Origin of the sequence: Streptomyces purpurascens (assembly GCF_045040895.1) — a bacterium.
Lineage (GTDB): Bacteria > Actinomycetota > Actinomycetes > Streptomycetales > Streptomycetaceae > Streptomyces > Streptomyces purpurascens.
Genome location: NZ_CP108341.1, coordinates 5858928 through 5881524 on the forward strand (window position 1 = coordinate 5858928; position 22597 = coordinate 5881524).

23 protein-coding genes are annotated in these 22597 nt (G+C 72.2%); 5 read left to right on the forward strand and 18 right to left on the reverse strand.

The window, feature by feature from the left end; genetic code table 11:
• Nucleotides 1-51: 51 nt before the first annotated feature.
• The 16 genes from OHU35_RS26845 to OHU35_RS26920 form a co-directional block, all read right to left on the reverse strand.
• The gene (locus OHU35_RS26845) at nucleotides 52-354 is read right to left on the reverse strand and encodes a YciI family protein (protein WP_189722833.1); all 303 of its coding nucleotides are present in this window, start codon (nucleotides 352-354) and stop codon (nucleotides 52-54) included.
• A 56-nt stretch (nucleotides 355-410) separates the two neighbouring features.
• On the reverse strand, nucleotides 411-1166 hold the full coding sequence (locus OHU35_RS26850; RefSeq protein ID WP_189722834.1) for an SDR family NAD(P)-dependent oxidoreductase: 756 nt from the start codon (nucleotides 1164-1166) through the stop codon (nucleotides 411-413).
• 6 nt (nucleotides 1167-1172) lie between these two features.
• Nucleotides 1173-2462, reverse strand: a complete 1290-nt coding sequence (locus tag OHU35_RS26855) for an MFS transporter (protein WP_359886995.1) — start codon at nucleotides 2460-2462, stop codon at nucleotides 1173-1175.
• Nucleotides 2462-3937, reverse strand: a complete 1476-nt coding sequence (locus OHU35_RS26860) for a transposase (protein ID WP_405507186.1) — start codon at nucleotides 3935-3937, stop codon at nucleotides 2462-2464. The genes OHU35_RS26855 and OHU35_RS26860 overlap by 1 nt, the downstream gene beginning before the upstream one ends.
• Before the next feature lie 154 nt (nucleotides 3938-4091).
• Nucleotides 4092-5321 carry a hypothetical protein gene (locus OHU35_RS26865; protein WP_405507188.1) on the reverse strand — a complete coding sequence of 410 codons (1230 nt, stop codon included), beginning with the start codon at nucleotides 5319-5321 and terminating at the stop codon, nucleotides 4092-4094.
• Complete coding sequence (locus tag OHU35_RS26870; protein ID WP_405507190.1) at nucleotides 5318-6205, reverse strand: FAH family protein; 888 nt, start codon at nucleotides 6203-6205, stop codon at nucleotides 5318-5320. Before OHU35_RS26870 ends, OHU35_RS26865 begins: the two co-directional genes overlap by 4 nt.
• A gap of 72 nt (nucleotides 6206-6277) precedes the next feature.
• Nucleotides 6278-7423, reverse strand: a complete 1146-nt coding sequence (locus OHU35_RS26875; protein WP_229872860.1) for an enolase C-terminal domain-like protein — start codon at nucleotides 7421-7423, stop codon at nucleotides 6278-6280.
• Entirely contained in the window at nucleotides 7413-8294 is an 882-nt protein-coding gene (locus tag OHU35_RS26880) for an alpha/beta hydrolase (protein WP_189722838.1), read from the reverse strand. The genes OHU35_RS26875 and OHU35_RS26880 overlap by 11 nt, the downstream gene beginning before the upstream one ends.
• 50 nt (nucleotides 8295-8344) lie before the next feature.
• Entirely contained in the window at nucleotides 8345-10018 is a 1674-nt protein-coding gene (locus OHU35_RS26885) for a GH3 auxin-responsive promoter family protein (RefSeq protein WP_189722839.1), read from the reverse strand.
• Between the two features lie 140 nt (nucleotides 10019-10158).
• Nucleotides 10159-10353 (reverse strand): hypothetical protein, encoded by a 195-nt coding sequence (locus OHU35_RS26890; protein ID WP_189722840.1) that lies wholly within the window; start codon nucleotides 10351-10353, stop codon nucleotides 10159-10161.
• On the reverse strand, nucleotides 10350-11042 hold the full coding sequence (locus tag OHU35_RS26895; protein WP_405507193.1) for a hypothetical protein: 693 nt from the start codon (nucleotides 11040-11042) through the stop codon (nucleotides 10350-10352). Before OHU35_RS26895 ends, OHU35_RS26890 begins: the two co-directional genes overlap by 4 nt.
• A gap of 302 nt (nucleotides 11043-11344) precedes the next feature.
• Nucleotides 11345-12151 (reverse strand): carbon-nitrogen family hydrolase, encoded by an 807-nt coding sequence (locus OHU35_RS26900; RefSeq protein WP_189722842.1) that lies wholly within the window; start codon nucleotides 12149-12151, stop codon nucleotides 11345-11347.
• Nucleotides 12152-12198: 47 nt separating this feature from the next.
• Nucleotides 12199-12960: an SDR family NAD(P)-dependent oxidoreductase gene (locus OHU35_RS26905; protein WP_189722843.1), complete on the reverse strand. Its 762-nt coding sequence runs from the start codon at nucleotides 12958-12960 to the stop codon at nucleotides 12199-12201.
• A gap of 43 nt (nucleotides 12961-13003) precedes the next feature.
• The gene (locus OHU35_RS26910) at nucleotides 13004-13567 is read right to left on the reverse strand and encodes a TetR family transcriptional regulator (protein WP_229872861.1); all 564 of its coding nucleotides are present in this window, start codon (nucleotides 13565-13567) and stop codon (nucleotides 13004-13006) included.
• Between the two features lie 204 nt (nucleotides 13568-13771).
• Nucleotides 13772-14740, reverse strand: coding sequence for an NAD(P)-dependent oxidoreductase (locus tag OHU35_RS26915; protein WP_189722844.1), 969 nt, complete (start codon nucleotides 14738-14740; stop codon nucleotides 13772-13774).
• The gene (locus tag OHU35_RS26920; RefSeq protein WP_189722845.1) at nucleotides 14737-15402 is read right to left on the reverse strand and encodes a ScbR family autoregulator-binding transcription factor; all 666 of its coding nucleotides are present in this window, start codon (nucleotides 15400-15402) and stop codon (nucleotides 14737-14739) included. The genes OHU35_RS26915 and OHU35_RS26920 overlap by 4 nt, the downstream gene beginning before the upstream one ends.
• Nucleotides 15403-15543: 141 nt before the next feature.
• Here OHU35_RS26920 and OHU35_RS26925 point away from each other — a divergent pair, with 141 nt between their 5' ends.
• Nucleotides 15544-16485, forward strand: a complete 942-nt coding sequence (locus OHU35_RS26925) for a ScbA/BarX family gamma-butyrolactone biosynthesis protein (RefSeq protein ID WP_189722846.1) — start codon at nucleotides 15544-15546, stop codon at nucleotides 16483-16485.
• Nucleotides 16486-16534: 49 nt separating this feature from the next.
• Here the strand turns inward: OHU35_RS26925 and OHU35_RS26930 are convergent, their stop codons facing one another.
• The gene (locus tag OHU35_RS26930; RefSeq protein WP_189722847.1) at nucleotides 16535-17455 is read right to left on the reverse strand and encodes a LysR family transcriptional regulator; all 921 of its coding nucleotides are present in this window, start codon (nucleotides 17453-17455) and stop codon (nucleotides 16535-16537) included.
• Between the two features lie 126 nt (nucleotides 17456-17581).
• Between OHU35_RS26930 and OHU35_RS26935 the strand changes: the two genes are divergently transcribed.
• The 4 genes from OHU35_RS26935 to OHU35_RS26950 all read left to right on the forward strand — a co-directional run bounded on the left by OHU35_RS26935 (nucleotide 17582) and on the right by OHU35_RS26950 (nucleotide 21531).
• Entirely contained in the window at nucleotides 17582-18607 is a 1026-nt protein-coding gene (locus tag OHU35_RS26935; RefSeq protein WP_229872862.1) for a DMT family transporter, read from the forward strand.
• Entirely contained in the window at nucleotides 18604-19368 is a 765-nt protein-coding gene (locus tag OHU35_RS26940; protein WP_189722848.1) for a cyclase family protein, read from the forward strand. The genes OHU35_RS26935 and OHU35_RS26940 overlap by 4 nt, the downstream gene beginning before the upstream one ends.
• Before the next feature lie 397 nt (nucleotides 19369-19765).
• Complete coding sequence (locus tag OHU35_RS26945) at nucleotides 19766-20440, forward strand: RNA polymerase sigma factor (protein WP_189723285.1); 675 nt, start codon at nucleotides 19766-19768, stop codon at nucleotides 20438-20440.
• Nucleotides 20440-21531 carry a hypothetical protein gene (locus OHU35_RS26950; RefSeq protein ID WP_189722849.1) on the forward strand — a complete coding sequence of 364 codons (1092 nt, stop codon included), beginning with the start codon at nucleotides 20440-20442 and terminating at the stop codon, nucleotides 21529-21531. Before OHU35_RS26945 ends, OHU35_RS26950 begins: the two co-directional genes overlap by 1 nt.
• A 157-nt stretch (nucleotides 21532-21688) precedes the next feature.
• On the opposite strand, the gene OHU35_RS26955 is transcribed toward OHU35_RS26950, so the two are convergent.
• Entirely contained in the window at nucleotides 21689-22537 is an 849-nt protein-coding gene (locus OHU35_RS26955) for a L,D-transpeptidase family protein (RefSeq protein WP_189723286.1), read from the reverse strand.
• Nucleotides 22538-22597: the final 60 nt, after the last annotated feature.

Sequence of the window (22597 nt, forward strand, 5' to 3'; positions counted from 1 at the left end):
CTTGCTTCCTTACGGGAGGGGCGGCTGGACGGCGGGGATAACCCCTCGGGCTCAGGCCGCGGCCTTCTCCGACGCCGCGGCCCACGTGCCCTTGCCCGGCGCCCACTGCCGGATACGAACCCGGCAGACGATGCCGCCCTTGACGTAGGGCTCGGCGTCCAGAACCTCCTGGAGGCGGTCGCGGTCCTCGGCCTCGTAGACCAGCAGGCCGCCGTTGGTGTCCTGGAGCGGCCCGGCGAGCAGCAGTACGCCGCTGTCGGTGAGGGCCCGCAGATAGTCGGTGTGGGCGCGGTGCAGATGCTCCCGGCCCGCACGGTCGACGTTGTACTCGAACTCGACGACGAACTTCGCCATGGATACCTCCGGTGTCACGGGCGTGGGATCGCGTGGGATGGGGGTGCGGGCGGGACTCACATGTAGAGGCCGCCGTTGATGTCGATGACGGACCCGGTCGAGTAGCCGGCGCTCTCGGAGCAGAGGTGCAGCACACTGCCGACGGCCTCGGCGACGGTGCCGTAGCGGCCCATCGGCAGCTTGGCCAGGACGGCCTGCTGCTGCGCCGGGTCACGCCGCTCGAACGCCCCGGCGACCCGCTCGGTGGCGATGGGACCGTGGGCGACGACGTTGACGACGACCCCGGTCGGGGCCAGCTCGTACGCCATCTGCTTGGTCATGCCGATGACGGCGGCCTTCGCGCCGACGTACGCGGCGTTGTTGAAGTGGCTGTACGTACGGCCGCCCGCCGAGGCGAAGTTGACGATGCGGCCGTAGCCGTCGGCGGCCATGCGCGGGGCGCACACCTTGACCGCGATCCAGCTGCTGACGACGTTCTCCAGGAACGACTGGTCGAAGTGGTCGGTGGTGAGGTCGGCGTAGCCGATCACGCGGGTGTCGCCGCCGACGCCGTTGACGAGGATGGACGGTGCGAACCGGTCGACGATGTCGGTCAGCTGGCGTTCCGCCGCCGGGATGTCGGTGATGTCACCGACGACGGCCTCGACCTTGGTGATCCGTCCCAGCTCCTCGGCGAGCCGGCCGACGGCCTCGGCGTCCCGGTCGAACAGGACCAGCGTGTGGCCCTCCTCGGCGAGCTCGCGGGAGACCTCCTTGAGGATGCCGCCGGCGGCGCCGACGAGGAGTGCGGTGCGGGGGGTGGGTGCGGGCATGGTGGGTCACCTTGTCTCTCGGGTGAGGGGTTCCGGGGTGGTCGCTCGGGCGGTGGTGACGGACTCGGTGTCGAGGCCGGAGTCGGGGTCGGAGTCGGAGTCGGGGCCGGGCTTGGTCACGAACCCGGCCAGTCGGGGCAGCAGGGTGAAGCCGGCCGTCACCACGAGCCCCAGGCCGAGGACGGACATCCACAGCGCCCCGTAGCCGTGGGAGTGGGCGAGGGCGAGTCCGGCGGGACTGCCGACGACGAACGCCGCGTTCCAGGCGAAGAAGTACGAGCCCTGGTAGGTGCCGCTGCGTCCGGCCGGGGCCCGGTCGGCGATGAAGGTGGCGGACATCGGGGCCCACAGCACCTCGCCGAGCGTCCATACGACGGTGGCGACGGTGAAGGAGACCATGCCGCCGGCGAGGGCGTTGCCGCCGAAGCCGAGGGCCATGAACACGGCCGCCAGGATCAGCGGGACGTGGGCGCGCAGCCCGCCGACCAGGCGGGGCACGAGCGGGAGCAGCAGCACGGACAGGACGGCGTTGACGGCGAGGACGAAGCCGATGTCCCCGGTGCTCAGCCCGCTGGCCCGCATGTCGAGCGGCAACGCGGAGTTGACCTGGAGGTAGATGCAGGCCAGCAGGAAGGTCAGGAGGAGGAAGGCGACCAGGACGGGAGTCCGGAAGGGTTCGGCGATCCCGCGTGCGGCCGCCTTGAGGGCCGCCGCGGCCCCGGCGGGCCGGTCGGCGCCCTGCGCGGGCGGCGGATCGGCGGGCACCGCGAAGACGAGGGCCGCGTAGACGAGGCTGGAGGCCGCCCAGACGACGAAGAGGGCACCGGGGCTGACTTCGAGCAGGAAACCGGAGAAGACCGGGCTCAGCGACATGCCGATGTTGAAGCCGACGAGGAAGAGGCTGTACGCCTTCGAGAACTGCTCCTGCGGAACGATCGCGGAGATCAGCCCGGCCCCGGCCGGCCGGTCGACGGACGACAGGAACCCGGTGATCAGCGACAGCGCGCACAGGGCGACGACGTTCTCGGCGACGGCGAAGAGCAGAGCCATCGCGGCGGTGACCGGCTGGGCGGCGACGATGGTGCGACGCGGCCCGATCAGATCGGCGACCGCCCCTCCCACCAGCCCGGACAACACGACACCGGCACCGAAGAGCCCGACGATGAGCGGGGTCGTACCCGGGGCGACGAGCCCGTCCTGCTCCATGTAGAGCACGAGGAAAGCAGGGGCGAGCGTCCCGAGCCGACTGACGGTCTGCCCGAACCACAACAACCAGAACGCTTTGGGAAGGGCCATCAGGATTCCGTTCGTATCGGGGTGGGGAGCGGCTGCGAGGGGGGTGCGGGGAGCCGGGGCGGGATGACGAGGGTGCGTGTGGGGGGCGCCGGAACCGCGGACGACCGCGCCGATGTCGCGAGGGGACGCGCCGTGGCGGTGGAGGTCCGCACCGGCGCCTCAGCCGTCCGCGCCGGAGCCGCCGGCGCTCGCCCGGGTGCCGTGAGCGCCCGCACCGGAACCCCGGCACCGCGCCCCGGCGCCGTACCAGCCCGTCCCCCGGTCGTCGAAGTCCGCGCTCGGTGCGGCGGGCGGGCGGTGCGTGGCCGGGGTGACGGGTGCGCCGGGTCGCCGGGCCGCGTCGGGGCGGCGGAGCCGAGCGTGCTGTAGGCGAAGGCGGCGGAGACCAGGGTCTTGTGGTGGTGCCAGCCGGCGTACGAGCGCCCCTCGAAGGCGCGCAGACCGAAGTCGTCGGCCAGCCGCTCCACCGTGTCGACGGCATCCGTGTGCAGCCTGGCCAGCGCCAGCACCTCGCGCGGCGACCTGTCCACGAGATCCGTGAGCCAGATCCGTCCGCTCCCGGGCTCGCCGACCAACCGGAGGGCGACGGGGGCGCCGGGGAGGCGGACCACCCCCGTCGCCACTCGCGCCGGGTGGGCCGTGAGGAGGCTCCGCGCGGACACACCAGCGGCACCGGCACGAGAGCCGGGCCCACCGGGAGCCGTACGGTCCGGGTGCACCACTAAGTCATCAGGTACGGCCACGACAAACCCCCGCCCCCGGCCGACGAGCCCGCCCACCAGCGCGGCGGTGTCCGCGAACCCGACCAGGTCGGCGACGACCGGCACTCCGCCCGAGCCGGCCACACCCCGAGTCCCAGCCCCGTCGACCAGGTCCAACGCCAGGGCGTCGGCCGAACCCCCGGCCGGCCCCGAACCCGCGTCCTCGGCCCACCGCCCGGGCAGCAGCAACCGCCAGTCGACCGGCGTCGTCCCCTGCTCCACCGCGAGGAACGCCCCCAGACCGACCTGGCAGTTGACGGTACGTCCGTCCTGCGGGACGAAGCGGCGGTGCACTCCGCAGGAGCGGTCACCCCGCTTGGGCAGCACCGCCGTAGCGATGACCAGGGCACGCGGCCGGGACCGCCGTGCGACCCAGTCGGCCAGGCGGGCGCGGACCGGTTCCCAGTCCCAGGGGCTGGCGTTGACGAACTGGTGCAGGGCCTGGGCCGCCGTGGTGGAGTCCGAGGCGGAGGCCGCGAGCCGGCGTACCGTCTTGCGACCCGGCGTCACCAGCAGGCCCCGGGTGTAGACATGGGCCCATCTGCGCTGGTCGGCACGGGGCAGCCGCTCGAAGATCTCCGCGATGAAGGCATCGAAGGCGTCGGAGGCGGGGCGGCGTGCGGAGGATCCGCCCCGTGCGCCACGCGCCGGCCGTGCACCCGGCAGCGCCGTCGTGACAGGCCCGGGAGCCACCCTGGAAAACGCCCTCACCATGACGCGTTCCCTTCCTCTGGACTGGTCGCACTGGACGGGCCCCGCCGGTTCGAACGAAGCCTGCCCTCAAAAAATAGAGAACGAACTCTTTGTTTTCAATCGAAGGGACCACCTTCACCTACGACTTTGAGGAGTCCGCGCTACCGCAGGGCTCTCACCTGCGGTTGTGCAAAAGCATCGCGTCATTCAACTCCCGCTCGGCCACGGCCGCCCAAGGCCCACCGACGGCCAGCCCCACCGTCAACGCCCCCTTGAACGACGACAGATGCAGCGTGCCGTCGAGCGCCCCGTCACCCCGGGCCGCCACGGTCCGGAACCCCGTGACCCTCCCCGCGTGCGGTCCGAGCGCGGTGTCCACCGAACCGGCGTCGGTCACCCGCAGCTCCGGCCCGCCGCCCTCCGTTTCCCGTTCCACGGCCCGGCGGATCGCGGTGTGCGCCCGCCGCTCCGGACGCCAGTCCCGCCCGGCCGAGCACAGCACCTCCGCGTGGCCCCGGGCCCTGCCCACGAGGTCGCCCCCCGCATCCACGGCGTCCCGACCGGCGCCGCCCGCCCGCAGCCGCGCCCGCACCACGCCCAGCACACACCCGGGCTCGCTGATCAGCGCCCGCTCGGCGTACCGCCGGCGCAGGGACACCGCCGTGGCGACCGTGACCTCCCGGCGGCCGCTCTCCCGGGCGAACGCGTCGGCCAGCACGGTCGCGAGGAACCCGCTGACCGTCAACCGCCGCGCCCCGCACCAGTCACGCAGCCGCCGGGTCTCGTACGGACCGATGGCGAGGGTCACACCCCCGCCACTCTCGCGCACCACCCCGGCCGACCGCCCGCGCCCATGTCCTGGCCCTGCTCCTTCCCCGTACGACGTCACGGCCCGCCGTGCCGGTCCCGGCACGCACACCCCGCACACCCCACCGCTCTCGTACGTCAGCTCGTCGGTGTCCGGCGGCAGGTCCTCCTTCCCGGCACAGGCCCCGGGAACGCCGAACAGGGCGTCCAGCAGCGGCCGTACGAGACGCCCGACGGAGTGGCCGTCGCAGATCGCAGGGTGAAGGCTGAGGGAGAAACGTGTCGCCCCCTCCGCAGCCCGCCCGACCCGCAGCCCCCACAGCCGCTCACCCGCCGACGGCCCGGGCGTCCCCTGCCGGAACCACAGCTCCCCGCCCCCGGTGTCCTCGATGCGCAGCGACAGCAGCGGCAGCCTCCTCAGCCACAGCTCCACGGCCGCCTCCACCCGCTCCGGCGAGAACACGCCGTTCATCGTGAAGGAGGTGGTGAGCCCGCCCCTGCCACCCATCAGCGCATGGGTGTACGCGAACGTCGCCTCCGTGTCACTGAGCCTGCGCACCCGGTCGACCGGCGTACGCTCCCGCTCGCCGCCGCTCACGATCCCTCGTGCGCGGCGGCCGCGAGGGTCGGCGACGCACATCGCACGGTGTTCGACAGGGTGACCCCGTGGCTCGCGAAGTCCAGGGTGACGCGGTCGCGGTCGGCCATGCGGAAGCCGTCGTGGAAACTGCTGCGGTCGGCGCCGATGTAGGCGTAGTGCACACGGCCGGGGGCGAGCAGAGCGTCGTAGGAGAACAGTTCGGACATGATGTCGTCGAGCCCGTAGTGCAGGGCCTTGGTGCCGGTGGTGAAGTCGCCCCGCCAGCACGGCTCGCCGTCCCGCTCGATCGTGACGTGCCCGGTGACGTGGCGCGGCGGTTCGTCGAGGAAGAGCCAGGGCGCCACGGCCGCGTCGCACAATTTGGCGTACGAGAGGTGTCCCCGGTGGCGGCGGAAGCGGCCGATGTCGGTGAGGTCGTTGCCGAAGGTGTAGCCGACGTATCGGGGTATGCCCTCCGCGTCGGTGACGTGGACGAGGACGACCTCCGCCTCCTCGGTCAGCGCGACGGACCCGACCGGCGCGCGCAACTCCTCCCCGGTGGTCCTCAGCACATCGCCGAGGCCCTTGAGGAACCAGTTCGGCTGGGACGGGGTGTCCGCGTCCACCTTGACGTTGTGGGTCTGCATGAAGCCGCCGACGACCGCGTCACCGAGGTGGCCGGGCAGCAGCGGCGGGCGGAAGGACACGGTGTCGCGTTCGCTCACGGGAACGGTCACCGTCTCGGCGGAGGCGAGGAGCACGGCGACGTCACCGCCCTCGGCGAGCAGCTTCCCCAGGTCCAGGTTCCTGAGCGGTGTGAGGCTCAACGGCTGGTCGGCCTTGGGCAGTCCGAAGCCGAAGTAACGGTCACCCCGGTAGGTGCATTCGAAGAGAATGGTCATGATGTTCCCGCCTTTCGGGCATGAGTGTGTGGTGGGGATGTGCGTCGGTGATGTGCGAGTGGGAAGGCCGGCTCAGAGGTCCCGTACGGCCCAGCGCTCCGCGCTCGCGGCGAGGTCCATGCCCCAGCCGGTGCCGTCCGCCGGCGCCAGCGTGTTCGTGTGGCGGTCGACGGCCGGGGGCGGGGCGACGATCATCTCCGGGAAGAAGCGGTCGGACTGTCCGGCCTCGACGGTGAGCGCGTCCGGGTGGCCGAAGGCCAGTGCCCGGCCGGAGTTGATGAGCGGGCCCACCTCGGCGACCTGGACCCCGAACTGGAAACGGACGCCGTTCTCCCGGGCATAGGCGACGAGCCCGGCGGCCGGCAGCGGCCCCCCGTTCTTCGACACCCGGATGTTGAACGCGTCGCAGGCCCCGGACTCGACCGCCGTACGGGCGTCCCGGCCCGTGCACACCGACTCGTCCAGCATGATCCGCAGCCCGCCGTCGCGGCGCAGTGCGCGCAGCGCCTCCCACGAGCCCTTGGGCAGGGGTTCCTCCACATAGTCGACGCCGGCCTCGCGCAGCCGGCGGGCGTGGTCGACCGAGTTCTCGGGTGTCCAGCACATGTTGGCGTCGACCATGACCGGTACGTCGTCGCCGATCTTGTCGCGGATCGTCCGGACGGTACGGGCGTCGTGCTCGATGTCGTCCGACGCCTTGATCTTCACGAAGTGGAAGGGCCCCCGGGTGGCGAGGAACTCCTCGGCGTCCAGGCTGAGGTCGAGCACCTGCGAGACGGGCAGCGAACGGCGCCCCTCGTCGGCCTCGCCCGGCAACAGCTCCCGCGCTCCCACCCCCGAGCGGCGCCCCAGCCAGTCGAGGACCGCCGTCTCCAGCAGGCAGAGCAGGTTGTTGCCGCCGTCGATCCCGAAGGTCCGCGCGAAGCCGTCCCGGTGGAGCAGCCCCAGCAGTTCCTGCGGGTCGCGGCCGGTCAGCAGCGCGAACAACGCGTCGAAGTCGACCTGTTCGAGCGCCGTGCGCACACTCCCGGTGGTCTCCCCGGTGACGTACGACCGGGGCGCGCACTCGCCGATGCCGTCCACGCCGTCGGCCGAGAGCCTCAGGACCAGGCTGTCGGACGTACGACGCCGGGCGGCGGGATGGTCGAACGGTGTCCGCATGGGGAGCTCGACGTGGTACAGCCGGGCCCGTCCGGACCTCCCGGCCTCAGGCGCCACGGTTCACCCCCTGGAGCAGGGTGTACGTCGACGTCCAGTCGACCAGGTCGCCGCTGACGTCGGTGTAGAAGAGGTAGTGCTTGTCGGTGGGGAACTTCATGATCGAGCCGCGCCCGGAGACCAGGTCCTGGAAGACGGAGTGCGCGGCGTCCAGGTCCACGATCGGGTCGGTCATCCCGGAGACGAAGGTCGTGGCGGGGACCGTCGGGCCCAGGCGCCCGCGCGTCAGATAGAGCCGCTCCAGTTCCAGCAGCACCGCCCGCGACCGCCGCGTCAACTGCCGTACCGCCAGGTCGTCGTGGTCGATGAAGTGCTGGTACTTGACCTCGTCGGTGAAGTCGCCGGCCTTGAGCCCCGCGTCCCACAACTCCTCGCTCCGGCTCGCCGCGACGGCCTCGCGTGCGTCCGGGTCGAGCGTCGCGTGCATCCGGCCGAGCCAGGACGAGCAGAACACGGCCGCGTCGTACGAGGTGGTGAACCCCTCGTACGACATCAGGGCCGCCAGGAAGGAGCCACCGAGGCAGTGCCCGAACAGGGACAGAGGCACGGTGTCGCCGATCATTCCCCGGACGAACGCGACGGCGTTCGCGTAGTCGCCGAGGACGGTGTCGACGTCCGGTATCTCGTGCCGCGGCCCGGGGCTTATGCCGCTGCCGCGCCGGTCGAGGACGAAGAACGCGATGTCGTTGTCGGCGAACTGCGGGCCCACTTCCCACAGCCACCCGGCGTGGCTCTGCAGTCCGTGGAAGTAGAAGACGGCTCCCTTGATCTGCTCCGGCCGCCACACGTGCAGGGCGAGCCGGGTGTCGCCGCAGGGCAGGTCGATGATCTCGCGGCGGGTGTTCTGCGGGGGCCTGAGGGTCTCCAGCATGGTCAACTCTCCTTGATCGGCATGGGGATTGAGTGGGTGAGGGGCGCTGTTCAGTCGGCGAGGATCGCGCCGACGAAGTCGATGTCCTTCTGGAACGGCTTGTACTTGTACTGAGTGGCGTTGCCCCGCTGCCGCCGCGACTCGACGTACGCGGCGATCGCGCCCTGCGCCACGGTCCGCACCTGGAGCGCGGAGAGCCGACCGCTGTCCCGCTTCGAGGCGTACTCGATGTTGATGACGGACAGTTCGCGGTCGATCGCGGCGGACAGCACCTGGTCGAGGTCCGCTCCGGGTTCCGGTACCTCGACGACGACGGTGTAGGACGGCGGCTCGTCCCAGCGCGGCCCGCACATGTACAGCCCGGTGTCGAGCCCGCTGCCTTCGAGCCCCTGCCGGATGGCCTGGGTGACCTGGCCCTCGGTGATCTTCTCGCCGGTGAAGGAGTGGAAGACGCCGTCGCGGTGGGTGAAGTGGACCCAGGGGGTGCCGTCCGCGATCCGGTCCACGCGGTAGATGTCACCGGTCCACAGCCGGTAGAGGCCGTTCCCCTGGGACATGATCAGGTGGTAGTCGCGGCCCGCCTCGACCTCGTCGTACAGCAGCGTCTCGACCTTCTCGCCGGCGTCGAGGAGCGCGCCGAGCGGCACGTCGGCGGGGACGAACTCGAAGTACGCCTGGCTGACGGCGAGCGGCTGGCTCTCCAGCGTGTCGTCCACGGGGATGGTGGTGACGCCCTCGGTCCCGCAGCTCATGAACGGCAGCTTGGCGACACCGGGCAGCACCGCGTCCAGGCGCGGCCGGTACAGCTCGGCGGAGGCCGACAGCCAGCAGCTGTACAGCGTCAGCGAGGGCCAGATGTCCACGAGGCTGAACTCGCCCTTGTCCAGTACCTGTTCGAGGTGCAGCGCGGCCTTCTCGTCGGGCTCGGTCCACGGCTTGCCCTGGAGGGTGCCCTCTCTCAGGTCGCGCACCAGCTCGGCGCCGTGCTCGGCGATCAGGTCGCGCAGCGAGACGAGGGTGCTGGGGTTGATCGCCGAGATGTAGTGCAGGTCCTTGCCGACGAGGTGCCGTACGCGGTGGTACATGCGCCCGGCGTGGCTGGTGGGCGTGTCGGGGCCGAACCACGGCGACTCGTACCACGGCGGGTTCCAGTCCCGGCTGTTGATCTGTGGGTGCCGGTTGCTGATCGCCTGGTGCTCGACGCCGTGCACGAAGTCGTACACGTCCTCGCGGACGGTCTGGGTGTCGAGAGTGGCGAAGGGGTGGGCGAGGATCTCGGGGTGGTGTTCCAGGTAGGTGCCCCACATCGCCTTCATCGCGGGGATGCGGTACTTGAGCAGCCAGTGCAGCGTGTACGGGACGCGCTTGGGGGTGCCCGTCGTCCCGCTGGTCTTGAGCCAGCGCAGCACGGGGCTGCACGACAGGATGCCGCCCTTGGTGTGGGTCTCCCGGTCGATCTGCTCGACGAAGTCGTTGTAGCGCATGATCGGCAGGACCGCCCGGAAGGTCCCCGGGTCGGTGGCGACGGCGTCGTACCCCTTCTCCTTCCAGTGGAGCGAGGCGGCGCCGATGTCGATGAGGTCGTCGAGGACACGGGCCTGGGCGGCGCCGGGGTCCTTCAGATCGGCGAGCAGGTTCTCACGGGCCCGGAAGCACTCCTCGACGAAGGGGTCGCGCCGGTCCTGCCAGTGCTGCTGCCATTGCGATGTGCCGTGCGTCTCCATGGCTGTCTCTCCTCAAGAGCTGTGCGGCGGCCCGTTTTCGGGCATGCCGAAGGGCCGCGCGGCGATGGCCGAACGGTGGTGTGGGTGCTAGGGAACTGGGGAGGTCTGCGGTGCGTGGAGCGTCTTTACGGGGGAGGGGGCTACGCGCCGTTCTCCCCGGCCGCGAGGGCGGCCAGCTCGTTCAGGTCGTACAGGGCCTGGCGTTTGGTCCCGTACCGGGTGATCTTGCCGCGGTTGGCCCACTGGCGGATCGTTCCCTCGCGGACGCCGAGGGCGAGGGCGGCGAGCGCGGTGGGGACGCGTTTGCCGCGCGGGGTGCGCAGGTCGTCGTTCATGCCGACTCCTTGGTCTCGAGCGTCGATTGACGATGGTTCATGAGCAGCCACTGGCGTGGCGTGAGCACATGCCCCGCGCCGCACATCGGTCCGCGCAGCACCAGCTCGTCGCCGCCGCGCCCGGGGAGCGACACCTCGGCGTCGCAGTCCGGTTCCACACACCGGCCGAGCGGTACGAGGCCGGGCCTGGGCGGCGCGACCACGAGCCGGAGGGCGGTGGCGGTGCGGGCGATCTCGTCGGCCGCCGGGCCCGCGGCGGGGTGGGCGGCCAGGAAGTCGATGTGCCGGCCGAGGAAGACGGCCAGCTCGGGGACGGACCGCTCCGGCGGGGCTCCGGCGGCCGGGTCCTCGTCGAGGACGAGCCGGGCCCAGGACGCCAGTCGTACGACGGCGTCGTGCCGGGCGTCCAGCGCCGCGTCGCTCACGGGCGGCGCGTCCGGACGGTGGCCCGTGACCCGGGCGAGGCCCCCCTGCCGGGCGGGGAGTACGAGCCGCTGCTCGCTCTCCTCGTGGAGCGCGGGCAGGGCGGTCAGATCGGCCGCGAGGGCGCGTTTGCAGGGACCGCAGAGCCGGGCACCGGGCGCGGCGGGTCTGCGTCGCAGGCTGTCGGAGCGAGCCGCGCGGCGGCAGCGGTTCGACGCGCACTGCTCCGGGCGGGGTTGTGAGGGGGTCGGGTCGGCCATGGTCACAGGTCGCCTCACCTTCGGGAGACAAGGAGATGCGGGGAAACGAGGAAACGAGGAGGTGCGGAAGCGGAACCGCGGAAAACAAAAAAGCGCCGCTCGACGGCGACGCGATGGCAGTGCGAAGGCTCCTGGAAGTGGGCAGACTGCCTCGCGAAAGAGTGTTACACGTCTGCCTCATGGGCCGCAAGAGGTCACCGGAAAATATCCAACCCGTTTGTATCGCCCGGTAGTTGGCGGCGCACAGACGACAGGTGCCGTCCGCCCCGGCACTCGCGGGGCGGACGGCACCTGTCGCCGACGGCCGGTCAGCGGGGCGTCGGCACACCGAGAACACGGTCACGAAGGGCGGGGAACTCGGCACGGGTCTTGGCGACGAGCGCCGGGTCGAGGTCGACGACGAGCGTCTCCTCTCCCGCCCCGGCCTCGGCGACGACCTCGCCCCACGGATCGACCACCACGCTGTGGCCCGCCTGTTCCACCCCGGCGTGCGTACCGGCCGTACCGCAGGCGAGGACGTACGCCTGGGACTCGACGGCCCGCGCGCGGGCCAGCAGCGACCAGTGGGCGCGACGGGCGGCGGGCCAGCCGGCCGGGACGATGAACATCTGCACGCCGGCGTCCACCAGCAGCCGGAACTGCTCGGGGAAACGCAGGTCGTAGCAGGTGGCGAGCCCCGCCGTCGGCTCCGCCGGGCCGCCGTCCCCCAGCGTGACGGTGACGGTCTCCTCGCCCCGGCCCAGCAGGGCGGCCTCGCCCCGGTCGAAGCCGAAGCGGTGGATCTTCCGGTAGGTCCGGCGCAGCCGGCCGTCGGGCGCGAAGACGAGGGAGGTGTTGTACAGCGTGCCGCCCGGGCCGTGTTCGATGATCGAGCCCGCGTGCAGCCAGACCCGGGCCTCGGCCGCGGCCGCGCCCATCGCCTGGGCCGTGGGCCCGTCCAGCGGCTCGGCGTGGGCACGGAACTCGTCGAAGGCGAACGCGCCGACCGTCCAGAGTTCCGGCAGGACCACCAGGTCGGCGGTGTGCTGTTCACGAACGAGACCGGCCACGCGGGCACGCCGCTCGGCGACGGTTTCGTCCGGTCGTACGGCGATCTGCGACAGCGCGGCGCGCACGGGGTCTCCCTGAGGTGTCGGGCGGCCCGGGAGGGCCGGGGGTGGGGTCAGCGCAGGTGCGAGGCGCCGTTGACGTCGATCACGGCACCGCTGCACCACTCGGCCCGCTCACCGCTGAGCCAGGCCACGGCGGCCGCGACGTCCGAGGGCGCGGCGATCCTGCCGAGCGGGCTCTGGCGGCGTACCTGCTCCTCGGCGTCCCCGACGAGCATGCTTTCCGCCAGGTCCGTACGGACGAAGCCCGGGGCCACGGCGGTCACCGCGACGCCGAGCGGGCCCAGGGACTGGGCGAGCGACTGGGTCAGCGAATGCAGGGCGGCCTTGGTCGCTCCGTAGGCGGGGGCGTCGGGTTCGCCCCGGTAGGCGCCGCGCGAGCCGACGTTGACGATCCGGGCGCCGCGCGGGCCCTGCGGCCGCTGCCGGAGATGGTCGACGAGGTGCCAGATCAGGTCGGCGGGTCCGAGCAGGTTGACGTCGACGACGCGCCGCCAGTCGGCCTGCCAGTCCTCGTACGAGGTGGTGGCGACGGGCTGCTCGGCGTAGATGCCGGCGTTGTTGACGAGGACGTCCACCGTGCCGAGTTGCGCGACGGCGGACTCGATGATCCCGCGGGCCCCGCCCGGTGTGCCGACATCACCGGTGACCAGGGCGTGGCCGGTGCCGGGCAGGGCGTCCAGGACGGCCTTCGCGGCGGCGGAGTCGGCACGGCAGTGCACGGCCACGCGGTGTCCGTCGGCGGCGAGTTCGGTCGCGATGGCGGCCCCGATGCCCCGGGAACCACCGGTGACGAGCGCGCAGCGTCGAGTCATGGGATGAGCCTTTTCGTCGGAACGGTCAGAGAGAACAAGGGAATCAGTGAGGCCCGACCGGACACTCATTCGATAAGTGCACCAGGGTCCACAGACACTTCAGTTGGGCCTGTACCTCCGCGCCGGTGCTCCCCGACCGCAGGGCCGCCTCGGCGCCCGCCGTCAGATAGACCGCCAGCAGTTCCAGTTCGTCGGCCGAGGGCCGGTCACCGGCCGGTTCCCGGGCCTCGGCCACCAGGTCCCGCAGGGCTGCCCGCCAGAGGGTGTACCAGTGGGACGGGACGGCCCGTTCCCGGGTGAGCCGGGCCGCCGCCCGGACGGTGACCTCCTGCTCCAGCAGCCGGGCCACTTCGAGGGTGAACTCGGCGACCGGCGGGAGCGGTCCGGCCGGTACGAGCCGGGCGAGAGTCTCGCCGGTGAGGGCCTCGGCCTCACGGCAGACCGCGGTGGCCAGGTCCGCCTTGGCGCGGAAGTGGAAGGTGAGTGCTCCCATCGTCGCCCCGCAGGCCCGGTGCACGGCGGACAGCGAGGTTCCGGCGTACCCGTGCCGGTCGAACTCGACGGCCGCCGCCGCGATCAGCGCCTGACGGGTACGTTCCGCTCTCACCTGCTTCACCATGGGCTTGACCTCTGCATCCATCACGGGAAATGACTCCCACGGGCCCGCCGCGGACGGGGGCGGGCGGGGGTACGGGGGAGGAACGGAAGGCCACGCCCCCAGTCCTGTGAACGTACCGCCGCTTTCCCCCGCGGACGCCTCCCGTGCCCAAGCCCGCCACCACTTGGCCAAGTCGGGCGCGCCGCCTCGACTTCACCCGGCGCGCAGATGCTCCCGGTACCAAGCCGCCGCCCCGGCCAGCCGCTCCAGCGGTCCCGGCCCGGGGGCGCAGCCCGTCAGTCGCCAGATCTGCTCGCTCTCGTACCAGTGGTCCCGCGCCAGCAGGGCGAACTGCCGCTCGCTCATGCGCCCGGGCGTCTCCCGCAGCCGCGCGAGGCATGTCTCCCAGGCCCAGTCGTCAGGGCCGGCCGACGGCAGTATGCCCAGCTCGGCGAGTCTCGCCATGAGGTCGCCGATGCGCACCGGCACCGGATGGCTGGCGTGGTGGACACCGGAGGCCACGGCGCCGCTGTCCGGTGCCGTGACCAGGGCGGTGACGAGGCGGGCCAGGTCGTCGACGTCCACGGCGGAGACCTGTCCGTGCCCGCCGTCCCAGCGGCCCGGCACCCGCTGGAGCAGTTCGCCGAGCGCGGGCACGACCCATCGGTCCCCGGGACCGAGGACCAGCCCGGGGCGCAGGACGACGGCCCCCGCGTCGAGCGCGATCCGCTCGGCCGCCAACCGCGTACGGCTGGCCGCCGACACGGGCGCGGGCACGACCCCGTCGACGGGGATGCCCCGGTGCGGACCGGGCCCGTACACCGCCGCCGTGGACAGGTGGACGACACGCCCCACCCCCGCACGACGTGCCTCGTCGACGATCGCCCGGGTGCCGCCGACGTTCGTCCGCTCGCACTCCTCCGCCGCGCCGGAGACCCGGCAGGCGAGGTGGACGAGGACGTCCGTACCGCTCGCCGCCCCATGGAGCGACGCGGGGTCCGACAGGTCCGCGCGCACCCACTCCACGCCCGCCCACTCACCCGTGGCGGCGGGAACGGCGCGGGCGACGGCCCGCACCTCGACGCCCCGCCCGTCGGCCCCGCGTGCGCGCAGCAGCCGGCTCAGGACCGCCCGCCCGACGAACCCGGTCGAACCGGTCAGTAACACCCGGACACCTGTCATGAAGCCGCACCCTCCCCAGGCTCCGCCTCCACCAACGATTCCCCCGCCGTCTCCCCGTTCCCAGGGAACTCCAGCGAGGCGACGACTTCCGCCGGCGCGATGGCCGGCAACAGACATCGCAGCATGTTCTCTATGCGTGCGGGCAGGTCGGACCGGTTGGTGGAGAGCCGGGACATGATCTGCGTACCGGTGTACGAGGCGACGATCACCTGGGAGAACGCGGCCTCGTCCACCGCCGGATTCAGCTGGCCGAGCTCACGCGCCTCGGCCAGATGGGTGCGGAACTGCTCGGACCACCAGTCGTAGATCGAGTAGTCGAGCAGATTCACCTCGCTCTGCTCGACGGCGAGCCGGACGCCGGCCCGGAACAGCACGTTGGAGCGCATCTCCACGGCCAGGTACTGGCACACGTCGATCAGCTGCTGCAGCCCCTTCTTGCCCTGGGGCCACTGCAGCTCGGCGGCCTGGTCGACGATGACCGCGCGGGCCAGCTCTTCCTTCGACTTGAAGTGGAAGTACATGGCTCCGGTCGTGATGCCGGCTCTCTGGAGGATCGCGTTCAGACCCGCGCCGTGGTACCCGGCCTGGTCGAACACCTCCGCAGCCGCGTGGATGAGCGCGGCCCGAGTCCGTTCCGCGCGTTCCTGCCGTTGTCGTGCCATCGGCAGACTCCCTCACACCCTGTAGACAAACAAAAAGAACGACCTCTATTTTATTCACGTCGGCGCCGTCCTGTCACCGCAAGCGCCTTCGCTTCATCTGCGCGTGCCCATAAGCGAGTCACCGCATCAGGGGGGAACGCCATGTCCATCAGCCTTGCCCAGCACGGCGTCGAAAACCGTTTTGAGACGGTTTCTTCCGTTCTCACGCACAAGACGAACCAGGACGAAGTGCTGCTGCGCAGCTGGCGGCGGACCGCTCCCGACGCCTTCACGGTCACGGCCGCCTGGCCCGCCACCCACCCGTTCTACGTCAACCGCCTGGGCCTGCACGACCCGCTGATGCTCAGCGAGACCGTACGGCAGACGCTGCCGCTGCTGTCCCACGGCGCCTACCACGTGCCGTTCGGCCACCAGCTGCTGTGGAAGGACTTCAGCTGGACGCTCGACCCGGCGGCCGCGTACGCCGACGGCGGCCCGGCCGAGCTGGAACTGCACATCACCTGCGACGAAGTGACCTACCGTCGTGAGCGGGCGTCCGCGATATCCCTGAGAGTCGACGTCGAGCGCGCCGGCCGCCCGCTGGCCTCGGTGCGCTCGCGCTTCACCATCCAGGACCGCACCGTCTACAACCGGCTGCGCGGCCCTTACGCCGACGCGGCCGCGGCCACCGCGCGCGCCGTGCCGCTGCCGCCTCCGGCGGGCCTCACCCCGTTCGGCCGCGACCGCTTCGAGGACGTGGTGCTCGCCGCGACCGACCGGCCCGACCGCTGGCAGCTGCGGGTGGACACGACCCACCCCATCCTCTTCGACCACCTCGTGGACCACGCCCCGGGCATGCTGCTGCTGGAGGCCGCCCGCCAGGCCGCGCTGGCCACGGCCCACCCCGACACGGTGACGGTCACCGGAATGGAGACCGACTTCGTCCGCTACGCCGAGATGGACATCCCCTGCTGGCTGGAGGCGGAGCAGCTGGCGGACCCGGACCAGGTCAGGATCAGCGCCCGGCAGCACGGCAAGGAGATCTTCGCCAGCGTGGTGACCCTGGCCGCCGCGCCCGCCGACCCCACCGCCCACCGCGTCTGACATGTGCCTCTTCCGCCCTCGCCGCCGACCCGCGCCCCATGGGCAGCGGTCAGTCCGCCCCGGATCCATCGGGCGGGTCGGCGGTGGCGGCCGCGTCCCGCAGCGCGTCCAGCAGGCCGCGCAGGGCGGGCTGTTCGAGGGCGGTCTCCCGTACGGCCGCCGAGATCACCCGGACCGGTTCGGGGTTGCGGACCGGGCGTACGACGATGCCGGGGTGCTGGTTGCGCAGCCCCAGCCTCGGCATCAGACCGACGCCGAGACCGGCCGCGACGAAGCCCTGCGCGGTGGCGTAGTCCTCGCTCTGGATGACGAAGTCGGGGCTGAAGCCGGCCGCCGCACAGGAGTCGATGACGGGTTCGAGGCAGGGGCCGGGGGGCTCGCTGCCCACCCACTGCTCACCGGCCAGCTCATGGAGGTCGACGATCTTCTTGTCGGCGAGCGGATGACCGAGGGGCAGTACGGCGGCGTACGGGTCGTCGAGGAGGTGGACGAGCCGGAAGCCGGCGCCCGCACGGTCATGGGTCCGGACGACCACGGCCAGGTCGGCCCGGCCCCGTGCCACCTCCTGGAACGGGTCCTCCGGGTCGGTGAGTTCGAGGTCGACGCGGACGCCGGGGTGCTCGGCGCGCAGCTGGGCCAGGGCGGGCGCCACCAGGGTGGAGCCGGCCGTGGCGAAGTAACGGACCGACAGCCGGCCGGTGCGCCCGGCGCGGAGGTCCGCGAGGGCGGACTCCGCCTGGGCGACCGCCGAGCTGATCAGGGCCGCGTGCTCGGTGAGCAGCAGACCCGCGGCCGTGGGGCGCACCCCTCGGCCGACCCGCTCCAGCAGCGCCGTACCGGCCTGCTTCTCCAGTGCCGCCACCTGCTGGCTGACGGCGGACGGTGTGTAGCCGAGGTGGGCCGCGGCGGCGGTGACCGTGCCGCTGGTGACCACCGCGCGCAGGACCTGGAGTCGCCTCACATCGAGCATGTAGCTGAGCTTAACAGAATAGGTAGAACCATTTGCTTGTCCTCAAAGCTTGACTGAGGCACCTTCGTAGGAACGGGACGAGACGAGACGCGGACGCAACGGGGCCCGTGGAATGGAGGACACATCGTGAACAGCGATACGCGGAGTCTGTGGGGCGGATTACGGGTGGCCGTGCTCGCCCTGCTGTGGGGATCGACCTTCCTCTGGATCGAGTTGGCGCTGCGCGGGCTCTCCCCGCTCCAGGTCACGTTCGCCCGCTGTGCCCTCGGCGCGCTGGTCCTCGTCGTCGCCTGTTACGCGACCGGGCATCGGATGCCCCGGGGCGTGACCGTCTGGCGGCACATCGCCGTCGCGGCCTTCTTCTGCAACGCGCTGCCGTTCGCGCTGTTCAGCCTGGGCCAGCAGACGGTCGACTCGGGTCTCGCCGGTGTCCTGAACGCCACGACCCCGCTCTGGTCGATCGCCCTCGGTCTGGCCCTCGGCTCGGAACGCGGACTGCGCCCCGTACGGCTGGCGGGCCTTCTGCTGGGCTTCACCGGGACGATCGTGATCTTCGCCCCCTGGCAGACGACCGGGGCGACCGGCTGGGGCGCCCTCGCCATCCTCGGCGCGGCGGCCAGTTACGCCGTCGCCTTCACGTACATGGGCCGCACGCTGGTCCGCAAGGGCACGCCCACCATCTCGCTCTCCGCCGCCCAACTCGTGGCGGCGAGCGGGCTGACCGCACTCGCGGTGCCGGTGGGCGGCCTGGAGTCGATCGACGTCGGTCCCGCCGTCGTGACCGCGGCCGTCGTCCTGAGCGTCTTCTGCACGGCGATCACCTTCCACCTCACCTACCGGATCATCAACGACGAGGGCGCCACCAACGCCGCGGTGGTCGGTTACCTGCTGCCGGTCGTCTCCGTCCTGCTGGGCGCGGTCGTCCTGGGCGAGAACCTCAGCGTGCGGGTGGTGCTGGGCATGGTCGTGGTCCTCGTGGGTGTCGGGCTGACGCGGCGGAAGGCGGCGGCTTCGGGGGACGGGGACGGGCAGCGGGGGGAGCCCGGCACCGTACAGCCGGCCTCGGAAGCGCCCGCCACCGAGAAGCCGGCCTCCGCGGAGCCGGCCCGCGGTGACACTCCCGGGCGCACCCTCCTGGAGAACGCCCGGTGACCCTCGGCGCATCCGAGCCCGGGCTGTGGTCGGCGTATCGCGCCCTGACCGAGAAGGCGGTCTTCACGGACCTCACCCACGCCTTCCGGCCGGGGCGGCCGCATTTCCCGGGCTTCGGGGACGAGCGGCGCGAGACGCCCTTCGACCTGGAGCGCGGCGACGGTTTCACCGTCCACCGCTACACGCTGGTCGGCCAGTGGGGCACGCACGTCGACCCGCCCTCCCACTTCGTGGCCGGGGCCCGCCCGCTGGACCGTATCCCGGTCGAGGAGATGATCCTGCCGCTGGTGGTGCTCGACATCGCCGCCCGGGTCGAGACCGACCCCGACGCCACGCCCACCCTGGACGACGTGCGGTCCTGGGAGGAGCGCAACGGCCGCATTCCGTCCGGCTCGTTCGTCGCCCTGCGCACCGGATGGAGCCGGCGCTGGCCGGACCCGGTGGCGCTCGTCAACCGGGACGAGGCGGGCGTCAGCCATACGCCGGGCTGGTCGGCCGAGGTGCTGCGGTATCTGTTCGAGGACGCGGGGGTCACCGCCATCGGTCACGAACAGTCCGACACCGACCCGGGTCTCGCCGCCTCCGCGGGCGACTACAGCCTTGAGGCATACGTCCTGCGACGCGACCGCTGGCAGATCGAACTGCTGGCCAATCTCGACCAGGTCCCCGAGGCAGGGGCTTTGATCGTCGCCACCTGGCCCAAGCCGCAGGGCGGTTCGGGTTTCCCGGCACGGGTGTTCGCCGTGCGTCCGGCGGAGTGAGCGCCCCCAGCCGACTGCGGCACGTCCGGACGGCTGGGCGCATCGGAGTGGCGAGGATCACATGAGGCGGTAGACCGTGGCAACGGCCGGGGCCGCCACCCCCCACAGGAGAGGCCCCGGCCGTCGCGCGGCACGGACCGCGCGGCGGCCCGTACTTCCTACAGCGCCATGTCTGCGTTTTCTGTCACACCCTGGCGGGTCACGGCTTAGTTGCATCCTGGACGGACATGGACGGGGAGTGGTTTCAGGTCGTAACGTGCCTTTCGCGCCAACGCGGAGGCGGCAAGACCACCGCAACCACCTGCGGTCTCAACACCGCAACCACCACTTGAGGAACCACGACGGCGAGAACCCGGTCCGCGAGAGCGGCGCCGGCTCAGGCGCAGAAGGGCGCGCGGTGCTGGGGGACGACGCGGAGCTGACCGCCGCGGTGCGTGCGGCACAGGACGGAGATGAAACCGCGTTCCGGACTGTGTACCGCGCCGTGCACCCGCGGCTGCTCGGGTACGTACGGACGCTGGTCGGCGATCCCGACGCCGAGGACGTGACGTCCGAGGCCTGGTTGCAGATAGCCCGTGACCTGGAGCGGTTCACCGGCGACGCGGACCGTTTCCGCGGCTGGGCCGCCCGTATCGCCCGCAATCGCGCGCTGGACCACATACGCATGCGCGGGCGCCGGCCCGCGATCGGCGGTGACGAGACCGAACTGACGGGCCGGGCCGCCGAGTCGGACACGGCCGGTGAGGCCATGGAGGCGCTCGCCACCGACGGCACGTTCTCCCTGATCTCCCGGCTGCCGCAGGACCAGGCCGAGGCGGTCGTGCTGCGGGTGGTCGTGGGGCTCGACGCGAAGTCCGCCGCGCAGACGCTCGGCAAGCGCCCGGGCGCCGTCCGGACGGCGGCGCACCGGGGTCTGAAGCGGCTCGCCGAGCTGCTCGGCGAGGACCCGGAGGCCGATCCGGAATCGGCCGGGGTGCTCGACGCTCTGCCGCCCCAGCGAGAACCGCGTGGCGGTGCGGTGACGTCCGCAGGTGTGACGCGTAGCGTCCCGCGGACGCAGAAGGATGTGTGATGGCCGACGAGCAGTACAGGTGGCTGGACCGCGAAACGGCGGAGCGTTTGCTGAGCGGAGAGCCACTCGAGGCTGTCGACGGCGCCGACCGGGGCGAGGCCGAACGACTCGCCAGGACGCTCGGGGCGCTGTCCGCGTCACCCCCGCTGACCAGCGAGGAACTCCCCGGTGAGGCCGCGGCGATGGCCGCTTTCCGCAAGGTGCGCGCGGAACGCGCCGACGCCGCCGCGGCCCTCGCGGCCCCAGGGGGCACGGGCGGACGGGCCGCTGCCGAGGTCGTGGACGCCGGACTGGTCCGGATCGGAACCTCGCACGGCGGTGGCTCCGGCGCTGTCCGGCGGCCTCGCTGGGCGCGTCCCGCACGCCTCGCCCTGGCCGCCGCGCTGGCCGTCGGCATGGTCGGCGGGATCGCGGTCGCGGCCGGAACCGGAGTCCTGACACCGTTCGGCGGCGACGAGCCCGACCCCGGTGCCTCGGTGTCCGCCGCCGTCTCTCCTCCCGGACGCCCGCTGAAGTCGCCCTCGCCCAGCGACTCCGTGCAGGGCGGGTCCACCCCGGACGACGTCCCGAGCGGCCCCGCGGCGGGCGGCGCCGGTGGCTCCGGACGGGGCGAGGCACGCGACGACACGGCACCGAAGCCCGGCTCCGGCGAGCGGGGCGATGGCCCCGGCGACAGCCGCAGGAAGATCGCCTCCGCCTGCCGCGACCTCCGCGACGGCAAGCGGCTGAACGCCGACCGCAGGCGAGCCCTGCGGGACGCGGCGGGCGGCACCCGGGTGTGGAAGTACTGCAAGGGCGTCCTGTCCACGGCCGGCTCCCGCTCCACGGACCGCGACGACGAGGACAGCGGCAAGGGCAGGTCCAAGGACACCGACCGGGACAGTGACCGGGACGGGGACCGCAAGCGGGGCAAGGCCGAGCGGAAGGCCGACCGTCAGGCCGAGAAGCACGCCGAGAAGCAGGCCGAGCTGCGTTCCGAGAAGCGGAGCGACGACGATGACGTCGCGGACCGCGGCCGCGCCCGGCAGTCTCTCGCACCCCTGCGACCTGCGGTTTCGTACTCCGTGAAAATCTCCGGGCCGAGGGTGTGACGTTTTCGGCCGCCCAGGCGCAGTAATGAGTGAGCCGACTGGTCATCGGCCGTCGCACAGAGCCGGGGTTCCCCCCGTACCTACGGCTCGTGCACCTGAGCGCGGGCGGGACACGTTCCCCCGGTCCCGCCCGCGCCCCAACTTCCCTTCCGCGTCCTCACCAGGACACGACGACCTTGTCGCCGTCGCGGACCTGCGCGTACAGCTCCGCGATCGCCGCCTCGTCCCGGACGTTGACGCAGCCGTGCGAGGCCCCCGCGTAGCCCCGGGCGGCGAAGTCCGTCGAGTAGTGCACGGCCTGGCCGCCGCTGAAGAACATCGCGTACGGCATGGGTGAGTCATAGAGCGTCGACACATGGTCGCGGGACTTCCAGTAGATGGAGAAGACGCCCTCCCGGGTCGGCGTGCCCTGCGAGCCGAAGCGGACCGCCATCGTCGACACGGTCCGTCCGTCGATCATCCAGCGCAGCGTCCTGCTGGTCTTGTCGATGCACAGCACCCGGCCCGTCGTGCAGCGCGGGTCCGGCGGGTCGGCCGGCTGGCCGCCCATCAGGTACAGGTCCCACCTGCCCGGCTCGCGGGTCATCCGCAGCAGCCGCTGCCAGGTGACGGTGTCGGTCCGCCCGGTGCGCGGCAGCCCGCGCTTGCCCTGGAAGCCGCTGACCGCCCGCTCCGTCTGCTCGCCGTACGTCCCGGTCGGCCCCTCGAAGAGCCAGGCGACCTGCCGCAGCCGGGCCTGGAGCTCGCGGACGTCCCGGCCGGTGGCACCGCGGGACCACAGCACGCGGGGCGGGGCGGGTGCCGCGCTGGGCTTGTCGTCGCCGGGCGGGGCGGGGGCGGTGCTCGGGCTGCCGCCGCCGGTCGGGGTGCGCGCCGGGGACGGGGTGCCGCCGGGTAACTCGATGTGCACCGGCGAGCGGCGCTTTCCGTCGCCGTCGGAGGGCTGCACCGTGCAGCCGGTCACCGCGGCCAGCGCGGCGAGTGCCGCCGCGATCGCTCTCCCCATGCCCTTGGTACGCACGCGGCCCCCTGTCGTCTCACCGGTGTGCCCGGATGTCACCTGAGA